Here is a 21,377-nt window from a genome sequence, read left to right as displayed (position 1 = left end):
TGGACTCACCCCCGCTGTCCGTTCTCACGCGCGGCCATGCGGCCGCGTACCCGGATGATCCTGCCGGCGCTTGCCTTGCATTAGCGGACATATCGGACAATTCGTGCAGTTACATTCTATAAACGCTTAATTTAAGCAATAGCAACGCTAATGCATAGCAAAATGGAAGGATGACCGTTTGCTCACCCAGAGTGACGGGAATATCACTTACCGGATGAGTCTTCAGCATCATCCGGGGACCTTTCTTGGACCTTAAGAAAGGTCCCGAGTACGGGGCAATCGAACCTTTAGGGGGAAAACGCAATGCCCAAGCTCAAGAGTGTTCTCGCGGGCCTCGCCCTCAGCACCGCCGTGACAGGTGGCGTCGTGGTCGCGGGCGCGACCATGACCACCACCAGCGCAGCTGCCGCCACTCAGGTCAGCGCGGGCACGTCGGTCCTGACCGGCGGGCACTGCGGCCACCGCTGCTGGTGGCGCAAGCACCACCGCAAGCAAGTCCGGGTCATCGTCGAGAACTTCAACATCAACCGGAACCCGAACGAGCACCGGCGCCACCACCGGAACTGGGGCTGGGACGACCTCGACTGACATCGACAACCTCGCCGGCCGTCGCATGGCGCAGCCAGTGGATGACACGTCGGCTAGTGATCAATCGTCGTTGACGGCGCAGGAATGAGTGCTCGTTCTCATTGAGGATCGGTTCGGGGCCCCTTTTCTGGGGATACGGTTTCCGCTCTGTGGTGAATTCCGGGCTCTCTCGGGGGCGGGTCGCGTTCTATGGCGCGGCCCGTCCTGAGTTTTCCTTTCTCGTCTCCACGGCAACTTCGAGGGCTCCGCCGGCACTGGCGCCGGGGGAGCCCTCTCCTTTTGTCGTGCACGGGCGCATTCCCGGAGGCGGGGATTTCGGCATGTCCCTTGCCGGGCGGTCTCACGGGAGCGCTGAGAGCCCTTGTGACGCCCCGATGCGAACCTGGCTGAGGGGTGCGCAGGGGACATGAAAGAGCCCGTATCCATCGGTGCGGCCTTTCGTGAGAAGGGCCGCACCGATGGATACGGGCGTCGGCGGTGCGCGGGAGCTCGGCGCCTGGGCGGACTCCAGGAGCGGATCCTGAGAGCTCGGAAGCCCCGGCCGTCCATGGGGCGACGCAATGAGGGCCCCGCCGGCGCCATTGCCGGCGGAGCCCTCGAAGTTGCCGCGGAGACGAGAAGGAAATCTCAGAACAGGCCGCGCCATCGCACACGGCCTGTCCCGAGAGCCCGGAATTCACTACGAGCCGGGAAACCACATCCCTGGAAAGGGACCGGACGACCATCAATGAAAACGAGCGCTCATCCCATCCGCACCCGGCGGTCGGCGAGGTGGCTCGCCTTAGTTGATGAGGTTGCTGTGGTGACGGCGGTGGTGGTGACGGTCGTGGCGGCGCAGCTTGTTCTCGTTGAAGTTGAAGTTCCGGACCACGACGCAGATGTGCTTGTTCTTGCTGCGACGGCCCCAGCCGCCGCCGTGGTGGTGGCCGCACCTGTGGCGGTTGCCGAAGGTGTGGCCCCCGAAGAAGCCGAAGCCGAGGCCGTTGTTGAAGCCGAAGCCGTCGTTGAAGCCGTCACCGAAGCCGTCGTCGGTGACGACGGGCGCGGTGGTCGGCATGGCGGCGGCGGCGGTCGCACCTCCGGCAACCAGGCCGCCGGTAAGCGCGGTGCTGACGGCGAGGCCCGCGATAACACTCTTGAGCTTGGGCATTGCGTTTTCCCCCTAAAGGACGGATTGCCCCGTTCTCGACGATCTGGACGGCTACTAATGAGTCATCCTGCTGAATGTCATTTCCGGCCTGTGGCCTATGAAACGGAGTTCGCCCTATTTTGCTATGCAATAACAATCTTATTGCTCGCCTTGTAGATCTATCTCGCAAAATGGCACGATATGTCCGATTCGGGCGGAAATGTGGGCGGCTCCACAGGGTGGAACACCGTCTTTCCGGCCTGTTCTCCCGCAATGAATTCCCTGCGGAAAAGGGCAGGCCGGAGCGCCCCGTAAATACTGCTCCGAAAAAGCGAGAACGCGCGAGCCGTGCCATGTTCGCGCTGAAACGGCGGCACCCAGCGAGCGAATTATCGCGGGGCGCTTCCATGACCGGCGTCAACCGGAGGAGGCATGTGACGGGCTCCTCCGGCGCATGCCGTGGATGTGGCGCCATGTGCCGCGTCGTCGACCCTGACCGTTCGTCACGATGAGTGCCGTTGACATCACGCTGGGTGCCGCTGCTCTCATGTTTTCCGGCGATGGCCGCCATAAACGGCATGTGGTGGCTTTTGCCATGTTCTCGGCGTATCAAAAGATCGATTAGATCCCTAAACACGAAAAATCGGGATCTGTCCGGTCAGCGGGTGTCGATCCGCCTCAGGTAGTACGCGTGGCTGAACCCGAGCCGGTCCGCGTCGACCCCCCGCACCTTCCGCCACCTGCCGAACTTCCGGCAGCTCCCCCACGTGTAGTCGCCCGGGTAGAGCTTGTCCACGATCCGGTACCGGGTCCCAGGCCCCCCGCGCACGTTGAGTCTCGTCTCGATCCGGCGCACCGCGTACCTGCACCGCTTCGGCGCCCGCCCGTCCCCGTCCCGCGCTCCTCCGACGGCGGCGGCCACCGTCGGGGCCGGCCCCCGGGCGGCCCCCGCCGTGCCGGTCGCGAACCCGCCGCCCGCCACGACCGCGAACGCGAGCACCACCGCGACACGGCTGAACCTCATCACATTTCCCCTGTCCGTATCGTTGGACGTACGCGGCTGATGTCCTGCGGCGCGAGGCGAAAACGCGTCTGTACGGAATGCAGACCGCCCCTAAGCAGGATGGTTATGAGGAGGAGCCATGGCAGAGCCGGTCCCGCACTGGCCGGGACGGATGATCGGGCCCGTGCACGTCAGATCGACCCCGCAGGGCGCCCCCGAGCAGGCGGTGTTCGTGCACGGCCTGGCCGGCTCCGCGACCAACTGGACCGACCTGATGGACGAGCTGAAGGACGTCGTCACCGGTCACGCCGTCGACCTGCCCGGATCCGGATGCTCGCCCGCCGCCTCCGACGGCGACTACGGCGTCCCCGCGCACGCCCGCGCGGTCATCGGCCTGCTGGAGCACACCGGCCCGGCCCACCTGTTCGGCAACTCGCTCGGCGGCGCGGTCTCCGTGCGGGTCGCCGCCACCCGCCCCGACCTGGTGCGCTCGCTCACACTCGTCTCGCCCGCGCTGCCCGACCTGATCCCCAGGTACGGCCCGGTCCGGGTCGCGGCGGCCGCCACGCCCTGGGTGGGGGAGTGGTTGGCGGGCAGGCTCAAGCTGCTCCCGGCGGAGCGGCGGGTCGAGGCCACGTTCGCCATGGTCTGGGCGAACGCGCGGGCGATCCATCCGGTACGGCTGAGCGAGGCGGTCGAGGAGCTGCGCCGCCGCGACGACCTGCCGCACACCATCGCCGCCATGCTCGGCTCGGCCCGCGGCATCGTGGCCGAATACCTGCGCCGCGGCCCGCAGTCGCTGTGGCGGCTGGCCGCCAGGGTCGAGGCGCCCACGCTGATCATCCACGGCAGGCACGACCGGCTCGTCAGGCCCGCCATGGCCGCCCGGGCGGCGCGCACGTTCCGGCAGGTGAGGCTGGTTCTGCTGCCCGGATCCGGGCACGTGGCGATGATGGAGCAGCCCCGTCTCGTCGCGCTGGAGACGCGTCGTCTGATCGGTGAGACGCGATTGGGGAATGCCCCACTGCCCGGCTAGGTTTCAAAGGGAGATAAGACCCCTGGAACGGGAGCGTAGAAAGTGTCGTTGCCACCGCTGGTCGAGCCGGCTGACGAGCTGACCGTTGACGAAGTGCGCCGCTACTCGCGCCACCTGATCATCCCCGACGTGGGGATGGCCGGGCAGAAGCGGCTGAAGAACGCCAAGGTGCTGTGTGTGGGCGCCGGCGGCCTCGGTTCGCCCGCGCTGCTGTATCTCGCCGCGGCGGGCGTCGGCACGCTCGGCATCATCGACTTCGACGTCGTCGACGATTCCAACCTGCAGCGCCAGGTCATCCACGGCCAGGCCGACGTCGGCCGGCCCAAGGCCGAGAGCGCCGCCGACTCCGTGCGCGCCATCAACCCGCTGATCGACGTGGTGATCCACAACACCACGCTCACCACCGAGAACGTCATGGAGATCTTCTCCCAGTACGATCTCATCCTCGACGGCACCGACAACTTCGCCACCCGCTACATGGTGAACGACGCCGCGGTGCTGCTGGGCAAGCCGTACGTGTGGGGCTCGATCTACCGCTTCGACGGTCAGGCCAGCGTCTTCTGGGCCGAGCAGGGCCCCTGCTACCGCTGCCTCTACCCGGAGCCCCCGCCTCCCGGCATGGTCCCGTCCTGCGCCGAGGGCGGCGTGCTCGGCGTGCTGTGCGCGTCGGTCGGCTCCATCCAGGTCAACGAGGCCATCAAGCTGATCACCGGCATCGGCGAGCCGCTGGTGGGCCGGCTGATGATCTACGACGCCCTGGAGATGAAGTACCGCGACGTCAAGGTCCGCAAGGACCCCGAGTGCGTCCTGTGCGGCAAGAACCCGACGGTCACCGAGCTGCTCGAAGACTACGAGGCGTTCTGCGGCGCGCTGTCCGACGAGGCCGCCGAGGCGGTCTCCGGCTCCACCATCACCGCCCGCGAGCTCAAGGCCATGCAGGACAACGGCGACGGGATCTTCCTCGTCGACGTCCGCGAGCCCAACGAGTACGAGATCGTGAGCATCCCCGGCGCCACGCTGATCCCCAAGGGTGAGTTCCTCAACGGCTCCGCCCTGGAGAAGCTGCCGCAGGACAAGCGCATCGTGCTCCACTGCAAGTCGGGCGCCCGCTCCGCCGAGGCCCTGGCGGTCGTCAAGGACGCAGGGTTCTCCGACGCCGTCCACGTCGGCGGCGGCGTGCTGAGCTGGATCAAGACCGTCGACCCGAGCCTGCCGGAGTACTAGACCGGCGGTCCGGTTTCTGCGGATGGCGGAGGGTCGGCCGCATTAAGGTCGATCCTGTGGACAACGCTCGCCTCTGGCCCATCCTGGTGGTGGCCTCCGCGCTGACCTCGGTCTGCGCGGTGGCCGCCGGGGTCGCGGCGAGCTCGGTGAGTTCCGAGCTCACCCGGGGCCCGACGGCCGCCGAGCTCAGGGCGGCCTCCCAGCGCGAGGTCGCCGAGCGCTGGCGCACCTGGGACGCGGGCCGCATCTTCCCCGCCACGCTGTCCTACTCCGCCGAGCAGGGCGGCAAGGAGCGGGCCCGCAGGCTGGGCATCTCACCGACGACCGGCTGCGCCGGCGCGGTCGACGCCGTGGCCGTCCCCGCGCTGACGGAGTCGGGGTGCCGCGCCGTGCTGCGCGCCACGTACATCGACGCCCTGCGCGGTGTGCTCGTCACCATCGGCGTCGTCGCCCTGCCCGACGCGGCGCGCGCCGCCCGGGCCAAGTCCGCGTTCCCCGCCGGCGGCGAGCCGGTTCCCGGCCTGCTCCCGCTGGCCTTCCGCGGCACGGTGGCCGACCGGTTCGCGCCGGCGGTGCGCCAGCGGGGCTCGGTACGCCAGTCCGGCCCGTACCTGGTGCTGACCACGGCCGGTCAGGTGGACGGACGGCCCGGTGGCGCGGCCGAGCAGCGGCCGGCCGTCTTCGCCTTCGCCACCGAGATCTCCGAGCGCGTCCTCGCCGAACTGACCATGCCGCGGATGCCCGACTGCGCCTCCGAGGACTGGCAGTGCTGACCCGCCGCCCGCGTACCTCGCGCCCCGGCAGAGGCGGGCGCGGGCAGGCCGCGCTGACCGGGACGCTGGCGGTGGCCGGGGTGCTGTTGCTCGACGCGGCGCCCGCGGTGGCCGACGAGGTGCGGGCCAGTCAGGAGCGGGTCATCAAGACACTCGACCTGCCCGCCGCCTGGGAGGTCAGCCGGGGCGCGGGCGTCACCGTGGCCGTGCTCGACTCCGGCGTCGACCCCGGCCACCGCGACCTGGCCGGCTCCGTGACCGTGGGCGAGGACTTCACCGAGGGCGCCAACGCGCCGGGGGTGGCGCCGCGTCGCCTGCACGGCACGTACATGGCGTCACTGATCGCCGGTCACGGTCACGGCCCCGGCGGCGCCGACGGGATCATCGGCGTCGCCCCGGAGTCCGAGGTGCTGTCGGTACGGGTGATCCTGGAGGACGAGGAGCCGGGGTTCCGGACGTTCAACGTCGACCCGAGGTTCGAGGACGTGGTGGCCAGGGGCATCCGCTACGCGGTCGACCAGGGCGCCGACGTCATCAACCTGTCCATCTCGAAGGAGCTGGCCAGCAAGGCCGACCGGGCCGCGGTCCGCTACGCCATCGGCAAGGGCGTCGTGCTGGTCGCCGCGGCCGGCAACGAGGGCACCCGCAAGGTGGCGGGGGCGGCCCCGTACTCCTACCCGGCGGCCTTCCCCGGCGTGGTGGCGGTCGGCGCGGCCGACGCGGGCCTGCGGCGGGCGGCCTTCTCCAACGGGAACGCCTCGGTGCTGGTGGCCGCGCCCGGCGTCGACATCATGGGCGCGGGTCCCGGCGACGAGTACTGGACGGGCCGGGGCACCTCGCAGGCGACCGCCCTGGTCTCCGGCGTCGCGGCTCTCGTCAGGGCGAAATACCCGAAGATGTCGCCGCCGCTCGTGGCCCGCGCCCTCGCCGCCGGGGCCGTCGACAGCCCGCCCACCGGCTACGACACCGGCACCGGCTTCGGCGTCGTCAACGCCGCCAGGGCGCTGGCCGAGGCGGCCAAGCTCGCCGGACACACGGAGGCCGCGCCCGCCGCGCTGGCGCACGACCCCGACCGGCCGCTCGGCGGCGGCGCCGCGGGCCCGGTCAAGGTCGTCCACAGGGACGAGCGGCGCGTCGTGCTGCACGCGTCGATCGCGGTGGCGTCGGCCGGAGGCGCGGTCGGCTCGGTGGCGGTCATCCTCGCCTTGGTGAGGAGGGTGCGACGAGCGCACAATGACCAAGACGCATGATCCGCCCTGTTACGGGGACGAATGACACAGAAAGCCGAGCTTGGGAACGAGGCGGTGGTGAAGGCACGTAGGTCCACCACAGGGCTGCCGCGCGCCGCGGGGGACGCCACGCCGGGACGGAAGAACCCGCTCGGCGCCGGTACCGGCCGCAGGTCGCGGGTGCGCGACTGGTCGCCGGCGACCGGCCGGTCCATGTCCAGGCAGCGTGCCAGGCAACGGGCCGAGACCGACCAGTTGCAGCAGGGCGTCCGCTACCGGCGGGCGTTCGTGGCACTGGTGGGCGTCATCGTGGCACTCTCGGCCGTCGTCGTGCTGCTCGGCACCGTGGGCCTGTTCAAGGAGACGCGCTCGCGCCCGCTGACCGCCGAGGAGCAGAACCGCTACAAGCAGGAGGAGATCGCCCGGCGCTGGCAGTCGTGGCCCACCACCGGCATCTTCCCCGAGGAGCTGAAGTACCTCGGCCTCGACCGCACCCAGCAGTACGCCAGGCGGGTCGGCATCGCCCCCGAGGCCAGGTGCCGCGACGCCGTGGACCCCGCGGTCGGCGCGATCCTGGCCGAGCACGGCTGCGTGAGCCTGCTGCGCGCCACGTACGTCGACCAGAGCTCCACCTTCGTCTTCACCATCGGCGTGGCCGTGCTCAAGGACCAGGAGGCCAGGGCCTCGGCCGGTGGGGACCTCACCCAGGACGACCGGGTGGGCGTGCTGCCCGTCGCCTTCCCCGGCACCGTGGCCGAGCGGTTCGGCGCCGAGCAGCGCCAGCGCACCGGCTGGGCCGGCGCCGGGCCCTACCTCGTCTTCACCACCGGCGGCTACGCCGACGGCCGCACCAGGGCCGCGATCCCGCCGGAGGAGGAGCTGCACAGCGAGCTCTGGCCGGCCGCCCGGTCGATCGGCAACCAGATCGCCTACTTCCTGGCGGATCCGCCCAAGGTCCCGCCGTGCACCCAGGGGAACGTGTGCTGACCGTCGTGCGCGCCCTGGTCGCCGCCCTTCTCCTGCTGCAGACCCCGGCGCACGCCGCGCCCATCCGCGACCGGCAGCAGTGGGTGCTCGACGCGCTCAACGTCGAGCAGGCGTGGCGGACCACCAAGGGCGCCGGCGTCACCGTGGCCGTCATCGACAGCGCGGTCGACCCCGACGTCAAGGAGCTGCGCGGCCGGGTCACCGTCGGCCCCGACATGAGCTCGGGCGCGGTGCGCCGCGAGGTGACCCCGGGCCGCCACGGCACCGCGATGGCGGGGCTCATCGCCGCCTCCGGCGCCGACGACGGCTACGTCGGCGTCGCGCCCGAGGTCCGCGTGCTGTCCCTGCCGCTGGCGGTGGCGGAGGACCCGGACCGGGTGGACCCGCCGCTGGCCGACGACCGCGCGGTGATCGAGAGCCCGCTCGCGCGGGCCCTGCGGTACGCGGTCAACCAGGGCGCGCAGGTCGTCAGCATGTCCATCGGCACGTACGGGGCCCACAGGTCCGAGCGCGAGGCGGTCTCGTACGCGCTCGGCAAGGGCGTGGTGCTGGTCGCGGCCGTCGGCAACGACGGGAAGACGGAGTACGCCAGGGAGAACGGCACCTCCTACTGGAGCTTCCCGGCCGGATACCCGGGCGTCATCGGCGTCGCGGCCGTCGACAAACAGCGCAGGGTGGCCTCGTACAGCAGTGACAACCTGTCGGTGCTGGTCGCGGCGCCGGGCTCGGGGGTCCCCGTGGTCAGGCGCGGCAGCGGCTACGAACTGTCGGAGGGCACCAGCTCGGCGGCGGCTCTGGTGTCGGGGGTCGCCGCCCTCATCAAGGCGCGTTACCCCGGCCTGCGGCCCGACCAGGTGGCGCAGGCGCTGGCCGCGGGCGCGAAGGGCAGGCCGGCCGACGGCTATGACGAGGAGGTCGGCTTCGGCGTGGTCGACGCGGGCGCCGCGCTGGACGCCGCGGCCACGCTCGGCGGGCAGCGCCGCAGCGTCCCCGTACCCGACGATCAGCACTTCGGGCAGGGGGAGGACTCCCCGCCGCCGACGGCGCCGGGGCCGGACGCGTGGCGGCTCTGGCTGTACGGGATTGGGGTTCTGGTGGCCCTTGTCATGTTCTGCGGTGGAATCGTGGTTCTCAACCAACGCAGGGAGTGAAGATCCGCTAAGGTCGCGCCCCATGGGATACGAACTGCGCGTGGTTCGTGAGTCGCCGATCGCCCTCGCGGACCTCGCGAAGGCGATCGAGCCGGCGGGGTTCGAGCTGCGCGGTTCCGAAGAGATCGTCGCCAGGCACGGCGACGGCGCCCACGCGGTGGGGGCGTGGCGCGGCCAGGTGGTCGGCGAACCCGGCTCCGACTGGCAGGTGGCGCAGCTCGTGAGGCTCTCGGCGGCGCTCGGCGCCCGGCTCGTGGGCGAGGACGGCGAGGTCTACGCGCTGCGCGACGGCGCGGTCGAGGTGCTGGCCGAAGGCCTGGCGACGGAGCTCGGCAGGCTCGACGAGATGCTCCGAGCGGGCCCGGCGGCGTGGACCCCCTGAACCCGTACGCCGAGCGGGTGCTCGACGTCGTCGACCGCATCCCTCCCGGCAAGGTCATGTCCTACGGCGACGTCGCCGAGTATCTCGGCGAGGGCGGCCCGCGTCAGGTCGGGCGGGTCATGTCCACCTGGGGAGGCGGCGTGCCCTGGTGGCGCGTGGTGCACGCCGACGGCACGGGCGCCCCCGGACACCAGGCGCGATGCCTGTCCCACTGGCGCGAGGAGGGCACCCCGTTGCGCGGCGAACGGGTCGACATGCGCCGGGCGCGCTGGGACGGGCGTTCAGCGGATTCACAGGAAGCCCGTTGACCTGCCTCTTCGCGAACTGTGCGATTTCACATCTTGTGACTCCTATTACCATGGGCTGAACATAACGGCGGCCTGAAAGGCGGTGCCTACCGCGATGGCTAACGGCCTGACAGCCCAGAGCCCCGGCGGCGAAGCGATCCCCGACCGCCTGAAGGCTGTCCAGGACCTTTGCGACCGCGGCGAGCCGCTCGACGAGATCATGACCCTGGTCGGGCCCGGCGGGCGCAGCGCGGAGTTCGACACCGAGGTGCTCAGCGGGCCGCTGGGCGCGCGGATGGACCTGGCGGTCAAGCGCGGCCCCGACACGCGGCGCGAGCTCCTCACCCTCGTGCGCCCGTACCTCTCCGGGGTGGACCCGAAGGTCAAGCGCGAGCTGCCGGTCGCGCGCCGCCTCATGTGCCACCTCATCGAGACCCGCGCCGACGAGGAGCTGGTCGAGGGGGAGACGCTCGCCCAGGTCGTGGCGGCCGCGGCCGAGCCGTCCAAGCGCATCCGCAAGGGCCTGCGCTGGTACGCCGATCTGCCCCTCAAGGACGAGCTGCCGGCCGACCTGTACCGGCTGCGCAAGGCCGACCTGGTGCCCGTCACGCACATCGACGACATCGTGTGGGACGGCCGCAAGCTGCGCATCTCCGGCTACGCCTACCTGGCCGGGCTGTCGGTCCGCAGCCGCCGGGCCAACTGGGCGACGGTGGTCCTGCGCGGCCCGCGCTGGCTGCCGCCGGTGCGCCTGCGCACCAGGCGCGTGCTGGCCCCCGAGGCCACCCACGGCGCCCGCGAGGTCGGCTGCAACTACGACTGGTCCGGCTTCACCGCCGAGCTGAACCCGTGGGCGCTGCGCTGGCGCGGCGCGGCCAGGGGCATGGTCTCCGCGGTGCGCCGCCGGCTGCGCCGCCGCCCGGCCGTGGCCGACACCACGACGTGGCGGGCCGAGATCGTGTTCTGGAGCCGCGGCGCCCGGGCCACCGGCCTGCTGCGCGGCTACGGCGTCGGGCGCAGCGAGCGGCCCGCCGGCCGCCAGCTCAGCCCCGGCTGGTGGGTCAGGCCGGTGTGGACCTCCGACCGCGCGCTCCAGGTGGCGTTCCAGCCCAACCGGGCCGAGCTCACCGGCGTCCGCGTGGACGACGAGCACCTGCAGTTGAAGATCACCCTGGCCGGCCGGGTCGTGACCAAGGGCCACGCCCGGGTCGGCGGCCACCGCATGGCCGCGGACTTCACCCCCAAGGGCGCCGCCACCGAGGTGACGCTCGACCTCGCCGTGCCCGCGCTGCTGCAGGAGAAGGACGGCCGCCGCCTGTGGGTCGAGCCCAAGGGCGACCCGGCCGCCACCGTCATGCTCGGCGACCTGGGGGAGACCAGGTTCACCAGCGGCGACCGCGAGATCACCGTGCTGGGCGACCGGCGTGACCGCGTGATCATCTCCGCCCACCGCATCCGGCCCGTCATCGTCTCGGCCGTGTGGGAGGGCACCACGCTCGTGCTGCGCGGCCGCTACCCCGACGCCGCGGGCCCGCGCGCCGTCTCGCTGCGCCACCGCTCCGGGCTGTCCTACCAGCTGCCGATGACGCGTACCGGCGAGGACTTCGAGGTGCGGTTCGAGCCCGGCGCGATGGACCGCTTCGGCGAGCCCGTGCCGCTGGCCTCCGGCACCTGGAACATGTCCATGCGGCACCCGTCCGGTGAGATCGTCCCGGTGCGCATGGACCACGCCGCGCTGGAGGGCCTCGACGAGAGCCCGCGCACGGCCGGCGGCCACTGCTTCCGCATCGTGTCGACCCGTTTCGACGTGCCGGTGGTGCTGTCGGAGGAGGACCGGCCCGCCAACGAGAAGGGCCTGGCCGGCACCCACGTGCTGCGCAAGGTCTTCTACCCGCAGCAGCGCACCGAGCCGCTGAACGACGCCACCGTCTACGTGGTCAACGAGGGCCGCCTGTACGCCGACAGCGTCCGCGCCATCTACGAGGAGCGGCTGCGCCGCGGCGACGACCGCGAGCACATCTGGATCGTCAAGGACGGCGCGTTCACCCCTCCCGGCCCCGCCACCGTCGTGCGGGCCGGCAGCCGCGAGCACAAGGCGGCGCTGGCCAGGTCCCGCTACATCGTGACGAACTCGTTCCTGCCCGTCTGGTTCCGCTCCCGCGAGGGCCAGGTGGTGCTGCAGACCTGGCACGGCACCCCGGTCAAGCACATCGGCAACGACCAGCCGCACATGCGCCGCGACCCCAGACCGCCGGTCTGGCACCGGCAGGCCGCCGACGTGCGCGGCTGGGACGTGCTGCTGTCGCAGTCGCCGTGGGCCACGCCCGTGCTGCGCAAGGCGTTCGGCTACCAGGGCGAGGTGCTGGAGAGCGGGCTGCCCCGCAACGACGTGCTGACCTCGCCCGACCGCGAGCAGCTCGCGGCCAAGGTGCGCGCGCGCCTCGGGCTGGCCGAGGGCAAGCGGGTCGTCCTGTACGCGCCCACGTGGCGTGACTACGACCGCAAGAACGCCATGGTCAAGCTCGACCTGGCGAAGGCCAGGGAGGCGCTGGGGGCGGACCACGAGCTGCTGGTGCGCGCGCACCCGATGCAGGCCGCGCCCGCCGTTCCCGACATCGCTCACGACGTCACGACTTATCCGGATATGGCGGATCTGCTGCTCGTGACGGACGTCCTGGTGACCGACTACTCGTCCGTCCTGGCCGACTTCGTCGTGACCGGCAGGCCGATCGTCCTGTACGGCTACGACCTGCCCAAGTACTCGGCCAAGCGCGGCCTCTACCTGGACCTGCCGGAGATCGCGCCGGGCCCGGTGCTGCCGACCTCGGCCGAGGTGATCGACGCGCTGCGGTCGATCGACGAGGTGGCGGCGGCCCACGCCGACCGCTACGACGCCTTCCGCGCCACGTTCGCGCCCCGCGACGACGGCAAGGCCACCGCCCGCGTCGTGGACCACATCTTCTCCTGACGCCCGTTTTCCCGCCCGGCGTGTCGGGCGGGAAAACTCAGATTTGCCCCGCTACCCTGGACGATCGCTCGGGAGACCGGTCAATCCGGCACGATCTACCCCTGTGGTCTGGTGGAATCTAGGGTTGTGAGTGGTCAGACCTGGCGGCTGGTGCGCCGTGGCAGTGGGGGGCCTGCTGAGCCTCCTGTGCTGGACGAACATCAGCGCGCGGTGGTCGGCCATCCCGGCGGCCCGCTGCTCGTGCTGGCCGGGCCCGGCACCGGCAAGACCACCACGATCGTCGAGAGCGTGGTCGACCGGATCGAGCGCCGGGGCGCCGACCCCGAGCGCGTGCTGATCCTCACCTTCAGCCGCAAGGCGGCCGAGGAGCTGCGCCGCCGCGTCACCGGGCGGCTGCGCCGCACCACCCGCACGCCGGTGGCCATGACGTTCCACTCCTACGCCTACGCGCTGCTGCGCCGCGCGGCGGTGCAGGCGGGCGAGCCGCCGCCCCGGCTGCTGACCGGCCCCGAGCAACTGCTGGAGGTGCGGCGACTGCTCCACGGCGAGCTGGAGGACGGCGCGCTCGACTGGCCGGAAGACCTGCGCGAGCCGCTCAGGACCCGCGGGTTCGCCGAGGAGCTGCGCGACTTCCTGTCCCGCGCGGCCGAGCGCGGGCTGGACGGCGAGCGGCTCAGGGAGCTCGGCAGGCGGCACGGTCGTGGCGACTGGGTGGCCGTGGGCCGCTTCGCCGACCGCTACGAGACCCGCTTCGACCTCGACCCTGAACGGACGCTCGACTACGCCGAGCTGATCGCCGAGGCGGGCAGGCTGCTGGCGGACCCCGGCGTGCGGGCGCGCGAGCGTGCCGCGCTCGACGCCGTGTTCGTGGACGAGTACCAGGACACCGACCCGGCCCAGGAGTTCCTGCTCCAGCAGCTGGCCGGCGACGGGCGCGACCTGGTCGCGGTGGGCGACCCCGACCAGTCGATCTACGGGTTCCGCGGCGCGGACGTGCACGGCATCCTGGGCTTCCCCCAGCGCTTCCGTACCCTCGACGGCCGCGACGCGCCGATCGTGGCGCTGCGCGTGTGCCGCCGCAGCGGCGCCGACCTGCTGGCCGCGACCCGGCGCGTGGCCGCCCGCCTCCCCGCCGCCCCCCTGCCGACCACGGACCCCGCGCCGAACCCCGCCGCACCGGAGCCCGCCGGGCGGGCCTTCGGCGGGCGCGGGCATCGTGACCTGGTGCCGTCGCCCGACGCGCCGCCGGGTGAGGTGCGGGTGCTGCTGGCCGACAGCACGAGCCAGGAGGCCGCGGTGGTGGCCGACACGCTGCGCCGCGCCCACCTGATCGAGGGCGTGCCCTGGCACCGGATGGCGGTGCTGGTGCGCTCGGCCAAGCGCCAGGTGCCCCTGCTGCGCCGGGCGCTGGTCAACGCCGGCGTGCCCACGATGATCGCCGGCGACGAGGTGCCGATCGCCCAGGAGCCCGGCGTCCGCCCCCTGCTGACGATGCTCAAGGTCGCGGTCGACCCGGCCGAGCTGGACGAGAACGTCGCCGAGGAGTTGCTGACCGGCCCGCTGGGCGGCACCGACATGATCGGCGTGCGCCGCCTCCGCCGCGCGCTCAAGATCGCCGAGAACGAGCTGGCCGCCGACCCCCCTGAGCTCCCGTACGTGCCGCGCTCGTCCGGCGAGCTGCTGGTCGCCGCGATCAGGGACCCCCGCGAGCTCGTACGGATCGAGCCGCACGTCGCGGTGCCCGCCGAGCGCGTCGCCAAGCTGCTGGCCACCGCCCGCACGGCGGTGGAGGAGCAGGGCAGCGCCGAAGAGGTGCTGTGGGCCGTCTGGCAGTCCGCCGGACTGGCCGGGAAGTGGACCGACACCAGCCTGTCCGGCGGCACCAGGGGCGCCCAGGCCGACCGCGACCTCGACGCGGTGGTGGCGCTGTTCGACCAGGCCGCCCGGTTCGTCGACCGGATGCCCAAGGCCGGGCCCGAGGTGTTCCTGGACGACCTGGCGTCCCAGGAGATCCCCGGCGACACGCTGGCCGAGCGGGCCCCCGACGGCGACGCGGTGCGCGTGCTGACCGCCCACCGGGCCAAGGGCCTGGAGTGGGACATCGTGGTGGTGACGGGCGTGCAGGAGGCGGTCTGGCCCGACCTGCGGCTGCGCGGCACCATGCTCGGTGTGGAGGACCTCGTCGAGGTGGTCGAGGGCGGCCGCCCGAACGCGGCCTCGCTCGCCTCCAAGCTGCTGGCCGAGGAGCGGCGGCTGTTCTACGTGGCCGCCACCCGCGCACGTCACCGGCTCGTCGTCACCGCGGTCGGCGGAGAGGACACCGACGAGCGGCCGTCCAGGTTCCTGTCCGAGCTGATGCCGGGCGCGGTCGAGGAGGCGGGCGTCGGCGACCGGTCGCGCTGGCTCAGCATGCCCGCGCTCGTGGCCGACCTGCGCAGCGCCGTCACCGACCCCACCAAACCGGCGAAGATGCGCAGGAACGCGGCCAGACAGCTCGCCAGGCTCGCCGCCGCCGGCGTGCCCGGCGCCCATCCCAACGACTGGTACGCGCTCACGCCGATCTCCGACGACCGGCCGCTGAGCTGGCCCGACAACGTGGTCACCATCTCCCCGTCCGCCGTGGAGAGCTTCACCAAGTGCGGCCTGCGCTGGCTGCTGGAGACGGCCGTCGGCGCCGCCGGCACCAGCACCGCGCAGGGCCTCGGCAACGTCATCCACGCGCTCGCCGTGATCGCCGCCACCGGCCTGCCCGACGAGGACATGCTCGGCAAACGCCTCGACGACGTCTGGAAGGAGCTCGACTTCGGCGGCGTCTGGTTCAACCGCAAGCAGCGGCAGGTGGCCGAGCAGATGATCGGCAAGTTCCTGCGCTGGCAGGAGGACAACGGCCGCGACCTGATCGCCCTGGAGGAGTCGTTCGTGGCCACCATCGCCGAAGGCGTCCAGATCAAGGGCCGGGTCGACCGGCTGGAGCGCGACGAGGACGGCCGCGCGGTGATCATCGACCTCAAGACCGGCGGCTCCAAACCCAGGCCCGGCGACCTCGACCGCCACCCCCAGCTCGGCGTCTACCAGCTCGCCGCGCTGCTGGGCGCGTTCGCCAGGCACGGCATGGACGAGCCGGGCGGCGCCGCGCTCGTCCAGCTCGGCAAGGCCGCGGGCAAGCACGACGCGATCGAGCAGAAGCAGGACGCGCTCGCCGACGACCAGAACCCCGGCTGGGCCAAGGACCTGGTCGACACCGTGGCGATAGGCATGTCCGGCCCGCTCTTCCAGGCCAGGACGAACGACGGCTGCCGCACCTGCGCGGCCAGGGCGAGCTGCCCCGTGAACGACAGCGGGGGACAGGTGTGCTGAACCCGGTCGAACTGGCCGACAAGCTCGGCATCCTGCCGCCCACCGCCGAACAGGCCACCGTCATCGAGGCCCCGCTGGAGCCGATGGTCGTCATGGCCGGCGCGGGCTCGGGCAAGAGCGAGACCATGGCCGGCCGCGTGGTCTGGCTGGTCGCCAACGGCCTGGTCAAGCCCGCGAACGTGCTCGGCCTGACGTTCACCCGCAAGGCCGCCGCCGAGCTGGCCACCCGCGTCAGGGAACGGCTCGCCGGGCTCGCCGAGGCCGGCCTGGTCGAGCCCGAGCTGCTGCACGACGAGCCGACCGTCTCCACCTACCACGCCTACGCCTCGCGCCTGGTCACCGACCACGCGCTGCGCGAGGCGCTGGAGCCCACCATGCGGCTGGTCACCCCGGCCGTCTCCTGGCAGCTCGCCTCGCGCGTCGTCGCCATGTACGACGGGCCGATGGACAGGATCGAGCTGGGCCCCGCCTCGGTCACCGCCGCCGTCCTGGAGCTCGCCGGCGAGCTGTCGGAGCACCTGCGCGGCCCCGGCGACGTGCGCAGGATCGGCGAATGGCTCCGCGACCGGCACGCCGAGCTGCCCGGCCGCGTCACCAAGGCGCAGGGCCGGCCGGTCGTCGTGCACGAGGCCAGGGAGCAGCTGCTGCCGCTCGTGGAAGCGTACGAGAGACTCAAGCGCAGGCGGGAGGTCATCGACTACGGCGACCAGATGGCGCTGGCGGCGCGGATCGCCGCCGGACACAAGGAGGTCGGCGAGATCGAGCGCTCCCGCTTCGCGGTGGTGCTGCTCGACGAGTACCAGGACACCAGCCACGCCCAGCTCGTGCTGCTGCGCTCGCTGTTCGGCGGCGGGCACCCCGTCACCGCCGTCGGCGACCCCTGCCAGTCCATCTACGGCTGGCGCGGCGCCTCGGCCGGCAACCTGCGCCGCTTCCCGGCCGACTTCCGCGCCGCCTCAGGAGACCCGGCGCCGGTGCGGCAGCTCAGCGTCAGCTTCCGCAACGGCGACCGGGTGCTCGACGTCGCCGCCCGGGTCCAGCTCCCGCTGCGCATGGAGGCCCGCGAGGTGCCTGTGCTGGTCCCCGGCGCCAACCGGGTCGACCGGGGCCGGGTCACCTGCGCCTTCCACGAGACCGCCGAGGACGAGGCCGCGTGGATCGCCGGCATGGTCGCCAAGCTGATCGGCCAGGAGGTCGCGCCCGACGGGCTGCCCTGGGGCGACAAGGAGCGCAAGAAGACCCTCGCCATCCAGCCGCAGGACGTCGCCATCCTGGCCCGCAAGCGCTCGCAGTTCCCCGCCCTGCGCAGGGCGCTGGAGGACCGCGACATCCCGGTCGAGGTGGTCGGTCTCGGCGGCCTGCTCACCGTGCCCGAGGTGAGCGACATCGTGGCCACGCTGCGCGTGCTCTACGACGCGACCGCCGGCGACGCGCTGGCCCGGCTGCTGGCCGGGCCGCGCTGGCGGATCGGCCCCGCCGACCTGCGGGTCCTCGGCGACCACGCCCGCGAGCTGGTCCGCCAGTCCCGCGAGAGCCGCCACGAGGACGACCCGCTGGAGCAGGCCGTCGCCGACCTGGCCGACGAGCAGGGCAGCCTGGTCGACGCGCTGGACGAGCTGCCCGACAGGGAGGAGTGGCTGGCGTCGTTCTCGCCGCTGGCCGCCACCCGGCTGGTCGCGCTCGCGCACGAGCTGCGCCAGCTCCGCGCGCACACCGCGCAGCCGCTGCCCGACCTGATCAGCGAGGTGGAGCGGCGGCTCGGCCTGGACATCGAGGTGGCCGCCCGCAGCGGCACGGCGAGCGCGTTCGCCGCCAGGGCCGACCTGGACGCGTTCCTGGACGCGGCCTCCCGGTTCGCGGGCGACGCCGAGGACCCGACGCTGGGCGCGTTCCTCGCCTACCTGGAGGCGGCCGAGAGCGAGGAGTTCGGGCTGGAGGGCGGCCGGGTCGGCGAGAGCAACAGCGTCAAGCTGATGACCGTGCACGCCTCCAAGGGCCTTGAGTGGCCCGTCGTGGTCGTGCCCGGACTGTCGCAGCTCCTCAGCTCCATGGGCACGATCACCACGGGCAGCGTGTTCCCCGCCACCCCCGTCGTGAACGGCCGCTGGACGGAGAACCCGCGCAAGCTGCCCTACCCGCTCCGCGGCGACGCCGCTGACCTGCCCCGGCTCACCGGCCTCGGCAAGGAGGAGCTGGCCGCCTTCGACGAGCACTGCCGCGCCAGGGACCTCATGGAGGAGCGGCGGCTGGCGTACGTGGCCGTCACCCGCGCCCACTACCACCTGATCGCCTCCGGCTACCGGTGGGGCACCGCATCCAAGCCGCTCGCGCCGTCGGAGTTCCTGCTGGAGATCCGCGACACCGCCGACCGGGTCGCGGTCTGGGCCCCGGACCTCGAACCCGGCGCCACCAACCCGCTGCTGGCCGAGCCGCCCCAGGCCATCTGGCCGGTCGAGCCTGCCGGTCTGCGGTACGAGTCCGTCCTCGACGGCGCCCGGCTGGTGGAGGACGCGCTCGCGGGCGGCCTGGACGGCGACGAGGACGAGGCGTTGCGCGCCTTCGAGGAGGAGCGCGTCCAGGCCTGGGAGCGCGACACCGACCTGCTGCTGCGCGAGCGCGAGCTGCACCGGCGGCCCGACTCCACCACCGTCGAGCTGCCCGCCAGGCTGACCGTCTCGTCCCTCGTCACCCTGGCGGACGACCCGCGCGAGCTGGCTCGCAGGATCCGCCGCCCGGTCCCGATCAAGCCCGCCCCACTGGCCCGGCGCGGCACCTCCTTCCACAGGTGGCTGGAGACCCGCTGGGACCAGCAGCGGCTCATCGACGACTTCGAGCTCGGCCTGGACGTCGAGCCGGAGGAGGCGGACGTGCGGCTGGCGGAGCTGCAGGAGCGGTTCGAGCAGAGCGAGTGGGCGGATCGGCGGCCGGTCGACATGGAGGTGCCGTTCGAGACCATGATCGCCGACCGGCTGGTGCGCGGCCGCATGGACGCCGTCTTCGAGCTGCCCGACGGCCGCTACGAGGTCGTCGACTGGAAGACCGGGCGCCCGCCCAAGGGCAAGGCGGCCCGCGCCGCGTCCGTGCAGCTCGCCGCGTACCGCCTGGCCTGGTCCCACCTGGCCGGCGTGCCCCTGGACCGCGTCGGCGCGGCCTTCCACTACGTCCGCGCCAACCTCACCGTCCGCCCCGTCAACCTGCTCGACGCCGACGGCCTGGTAGCACTCATCGAATCGGTCCCCACAACCTGACCCCACACCCCACCGCCGCGCATCCGCCCTCCGGAAAGGTCAGCACCACACTGCTGGGTCGCAGCGGCGCGCCCGGCCCGAGGACGTGAGCGCCGTACCACGGCGGTGGGTCCGGGCCGAGGGCGTCAGCGTCGTACCGCTGCGTCGCGGTGGTGTGTCCGCCCTCTGGGGACGTCAGCACCGCGCCGCTACGCTGCGGCGGCGCGTCGGGACCGAAGGCGTCAGCGTCGTACCGCTGGGTTGCGGGGGCGGGTCTGGGTTGAGGGTGTCAGCGTAGGCGTAGGTAGTTCGGGCCGCTCATGCGTGGCGGCTTGGTGGACAGCCGCTTCGCTGACGCCAGCGTGCCGGCCGTCAGCCACGGCCTGCCGGTGAGCCTGGCCGCGTCGAGCGTTCTGGCCCGTAGCAGCCGGGCCGTCGGATGGGCGTCGTACGGCCGCAACGCCTCCTCCAGCGAGCGGCGCAGCAGCGCGGCCGCGTCGGCCGGAGGCAGCACCGAGAACGCGACCGCCGCCGCGCCCAGGTGCAGCGCGCCCGTCACGAACGCGTCCGCCAGCGCGTGCGGGTCGTCCGTCAGCATCCGCTCGGGCAGCCCCGGCGCCACGATCCCCGCCGCGGCCAGCCTCGCGGGCGAGACCAACACCCCGTCATGCCCCTGCACGAGCACTTTCATCGCGCCATCCACCAGCACCAGCGCCGCGTCGTGCCACCGGACCTCCGGCACCACCCCGTACTCCACCAGCAGCCGCACGCTCCACCGCAACAGCGCACGCACATAGGCGACCGGCACATCCACCACCTCGCCAGGCACCCCGCCTTGCAGCTCAGCTTGGAGCTCGCCCCGCACCCCGCCAGGTCCGCCCCGCACCCCGCCTTGCAGCTCGCCCCGCACCAGGCCAGGCATCCCGTCCGGCACTCCCTCAGGCGCCCCGTCAGGCACCTCGCCTTGCAGCTCGACCTCAGCACTCAAGCTGGTCCGGGCGCGCGGACCCCGTCGATGCTGAGTGTCAGGCTGGTCCTGTGTGCCGGGCTTGTCCGGGGTGTCAGGCAGGGTCAGCGCCGCTACCGGGACGCGACGGCCCTGCGGCAGTCGGCGCACCAGCCAGGCGAGGTGTTCGTGCCCGGCACGCGCGTACTCCTGTTCGCCCGCCACCAGCACGTCAGGGCCGGCCAGCGCGCGCAGGAGCGGCTCCGCGCGGGCCGCCGCACTCAGGCTGCCCGGTTCGATGCCGAGGCGGTCGCGCGTGCCGAGGACGCTGATCGGCAGCGGCAGCACCAGGTGCGTGCGCGGCCCGGCCTCGACGGCGCGCATCGACGCGGTAGGCCGTACGGTGCCGCGCCGTACGTCGAGCACCCGCGCCCCGGCCCGCCGCGCCTCGTCGACCGTCAGCGGATGCACGGGGAACAGCACCTCGTCCGGCCCGAGCAGCTCCCGGGAGAACGCACCGGCACCCTGGGACGCCAGGACGTCCGGCGGCAGCCGTGGCGCCGAGCCCGGCTCCAGCATGCGACGCGGCACCGCCGCCCAGCGCAGCTCGAACACGGGCCCGAACTCCGGCGCGTACGCGGCCAGTTCCCCGTCCGGAACCCCGGGCCGCGCCCGCGCGGTCGGATAGCAGGGATGGTCGGCGAGGGCCGCCAGCGTCTCGTACGACCGCACCCCGGGAGGCCGCGCGTCGTGCAGCTCCAGCGCGGCCAGCGCCGCCACGCACTCGTCGAAGAACGCCTTGACCCCGTCGGCGTCCTCCTCGGGAGCGATCTCCGCCAGCGTGTCCAGCACCTGCTCCAGGCCCAGCAGCTCCCCGGCCGCCACCACGAAGTCCTGGAAGGGCGCACCCGGCGCCAGCCGCACCAGCCTCCCGTCGGCCAGTGTCAGCCCGACGCCGCCCCGGCCCCTGACGACCTGGGACGACAGGCCGCCGTAGTCCTCGCGCAGCAGCGCGTCCAGCACCCGGGCGGCCAGGTGAGACTCCCGCACGCGGCACCCCCGGGCCCTGCAAGTAAGGTCTGCCTAACTA

15 protein-coding genes are annotated in these 21,377 nt (G+C 72.5%); 12 read left to right on the top strand and 3 right to left on the bottom strand.

All coding sequences use genetic code 11. The annotated features are described in order from the left end of the window. The first annotated feature begins 303 nt into the window (after positions 1-303). Positions 304-588 (top strand): hypothetical protein, encoded by a 285-nt coding sequence (locus ABD999_RS24295; RefSeq protein WP_148029275.1) that lies wholly within the window; start codon positions 304-306, stop codon positions 586-588. A 781-nt stretch (positions 589-1,369) separates the two neighbouring features. Here ABD999_RS24295 and ABD999_RS24290 read toward each other — a convergent pair. Together ABD999_RS24290 and ABD999_RS24285 are read right to left on the bottom strand one after the other, a co-directional pair. After that, positions 1,370-1,738 (bottom strand): hypothetical protein, encoded by a 369-nt coding sequence (locus ABD999_RS24290; RefSeq protein WP_148029276.1) that lies wholly within the window; start codon positions 1,736-1,738, stop codon positions 1,370-1,372. A 637-nt stretch (positions 1,739-2,375) separates the two neighbouring features. Then, complete coding sequence (locus ABD999_RS24285; RefSeq protein ID WP_271276322.1) at positions 2,376-2,741, bottom strand: SH3 domain-containing protein; 366 nt, start codon at positions 2,739-2,741, stop codon at positions 2,376-2,378. Between the two features lie 118 nt (positions 2,742-2,859). Here ABD999_RS24285 and ABD999_RS24280 point away from each other — a divergent pair, with 118 nt between their 5' ends. From ABD999_RS24280 to ABD999_RS24230, 11 genes are all read left to right on the top strand, one after another. After that, on the top strand, positions 2,860-3,756 hold the full coding sequence (locus ABD999_RS24280; RefSeq protein WP_271276323.1) for an alpha/beta fold hydrolase: 897 nt from the start codon (positions 2,860-2,862) through the stop codon (positions 3,754-3,756). Between the two features lie 42 nt (positions 3,757-3,798). Beyond that, complete coding sequence (gene moeZ, locus ABD999_RS24275) at positions 3,799-4,980, top strand: adenylyltransferase/sulfurtransferase MoeZ (RefSeq protein ID WP_148029279.1); 1,182 nt, start codon at positions 3,799-3,801, stop codon at positions 4,978-4,980. Positions 4,981-5,036: 56 nt separating this feature from the next. Continuing rightward, positions 5,037-5,753 carry a hypothetical protein gene (locus tag ABD999_RS24270; RefSeq protein ID WP_261808307.1) on the top strand — a complete coding sequence of 239 codons (717 nt, stop codon included), beginning with the start codon at positions 5,037-5,039 and terminating at the stop codon, positions 5,751-5,753. Further along, entirely contained in the window at positions 5,747-7,003 is a 1,257-nt protein-coding gene (locus tag ABD999_RS24265) for a S8 family serine peptidase (RefSeq protein ID WP_261808308.1), read from the top strand. Before ABD999_RS24270 ends, ABD999_RS24265 begins: the two co-directional genes overlap by 7 nt. A gap of 57 nt (positions 7,004-7,060) precedes the next feature. Continuing rightward, positions 7,061-7,969 carry a hypothetical protein gene (locus ABD999_RS24260; protein WP_271276324.1) on the top strand — a complete coding sequence of 303 codons (909 nt, stop codon included), beginning with the start codon at positions 7,061-7,063 and terminating at the stop codon, positions 7,967-7,969. Next, complete coding sequence (locus ABD999_RS24255) at positions 7,963-9,120, top strand: S8 family serine peptidase (RefSeq protein WP_148029280.1); 1,158 nt, start codon at positions 7,963-7,965, stop codon at positions 9,118-9,120. Before ABD999_RS24260 ends, ABD999_RS24255 begins: the two co-directional genes overlap by 7 nt. Positions 9,121-9,142: 22 nt before the next feature. Next, positions 9,143-9,502, top strand: coding sequence for a hypothetical protein (locus ABD999_RS24250; RefSeq protein ID WP_148029281.1), 360 nt, complete (start codon positions 9,143-9,145; stop codon positions 9,500-9,502). Then, a complete protein-coding gene (locus ABD999_RS24245) occupies positions 9,490-9,810 on the top strand; it encodes an MGMT family protein (RefSeq protein WP_148029282.1) in 321 nt (106 codons plus the stop codon). Before ABD999_RS24250 ends, ABD999_RS24245 begins: the two co-directional genes overlap by 13 nt. 94 nt (positions 9,811-9,904) lie before the next feature. Beyond that, positions 9,905-12,757: a CDP-glycerol glycerophosphotransferase family protein gene (locus ABD999_RS24240; RefSeq protein WP_271276325.1), complete on the top strand. Its 2,853-nt coding sequence runs from the start codon at positions 9,905-9,907 to the stop codon at positions 12,755-12,757. Positions 12,758-12,943: 186 nt separating this feature from the next. Further along, positions 12,944-16,114 carry an ATP-dependent helicase gene (locus tag ABD999_RS24235; RefSeq protein ID WP_345482894.1) on the top strand — a complete coding sequence of 1,057 codons (3,171 nt, stop codon included), beginning with the start codon at positions 12,944-12,946 and terminating at the stop codon, positions 16,112-16,114. Continuing rightward, a complete protein-coding gene (locus tag ABD999_RS24230; protein WP_271279776.1) occupies positions 16,108-19,362 on the top strand; it encodes an ATP-dependent helicase in 3,255 nt (1,084 codons plus the stop codon). The genes ABD999_RS24235 and ABD999_RS24230 overlap by 7 nt, the downstream gene beginning before the upstream one ends. A 268-nt stretch (positions 19,363-19,630) precedes the next feature. Here the strand turns inward: ABD999_RS24230 and ABD999_RS24225 are convergent, their stop codons facing one another. Next, positions 19,631-21,337, bottom strand: a complete 1,707-nt coding sequence (locus ABD999_RS24225; RefSeq protein WP_271279777.1) for an IucA/IucC family protein — start codon at positions 21,335-21,337, stop codon at positions 19,631-19,633. Positions 21,338-21,377 lie beyond the last annotated feature (40 nt).

This window comes from Nonomuraea ferruginea, from assembly GCF_039540635.1.
Lineage (GTDB): Bacteria > Actinomycetota > Actinomycetes > Streptosporangiales > Streptosporangiaceae > Nonomuraea > Nonomuraea ferruginea.
Note: the sequence above shows the minus strand (reverse complement) of the source record. Positions and strands in the feature narration are given on the sequence as shown.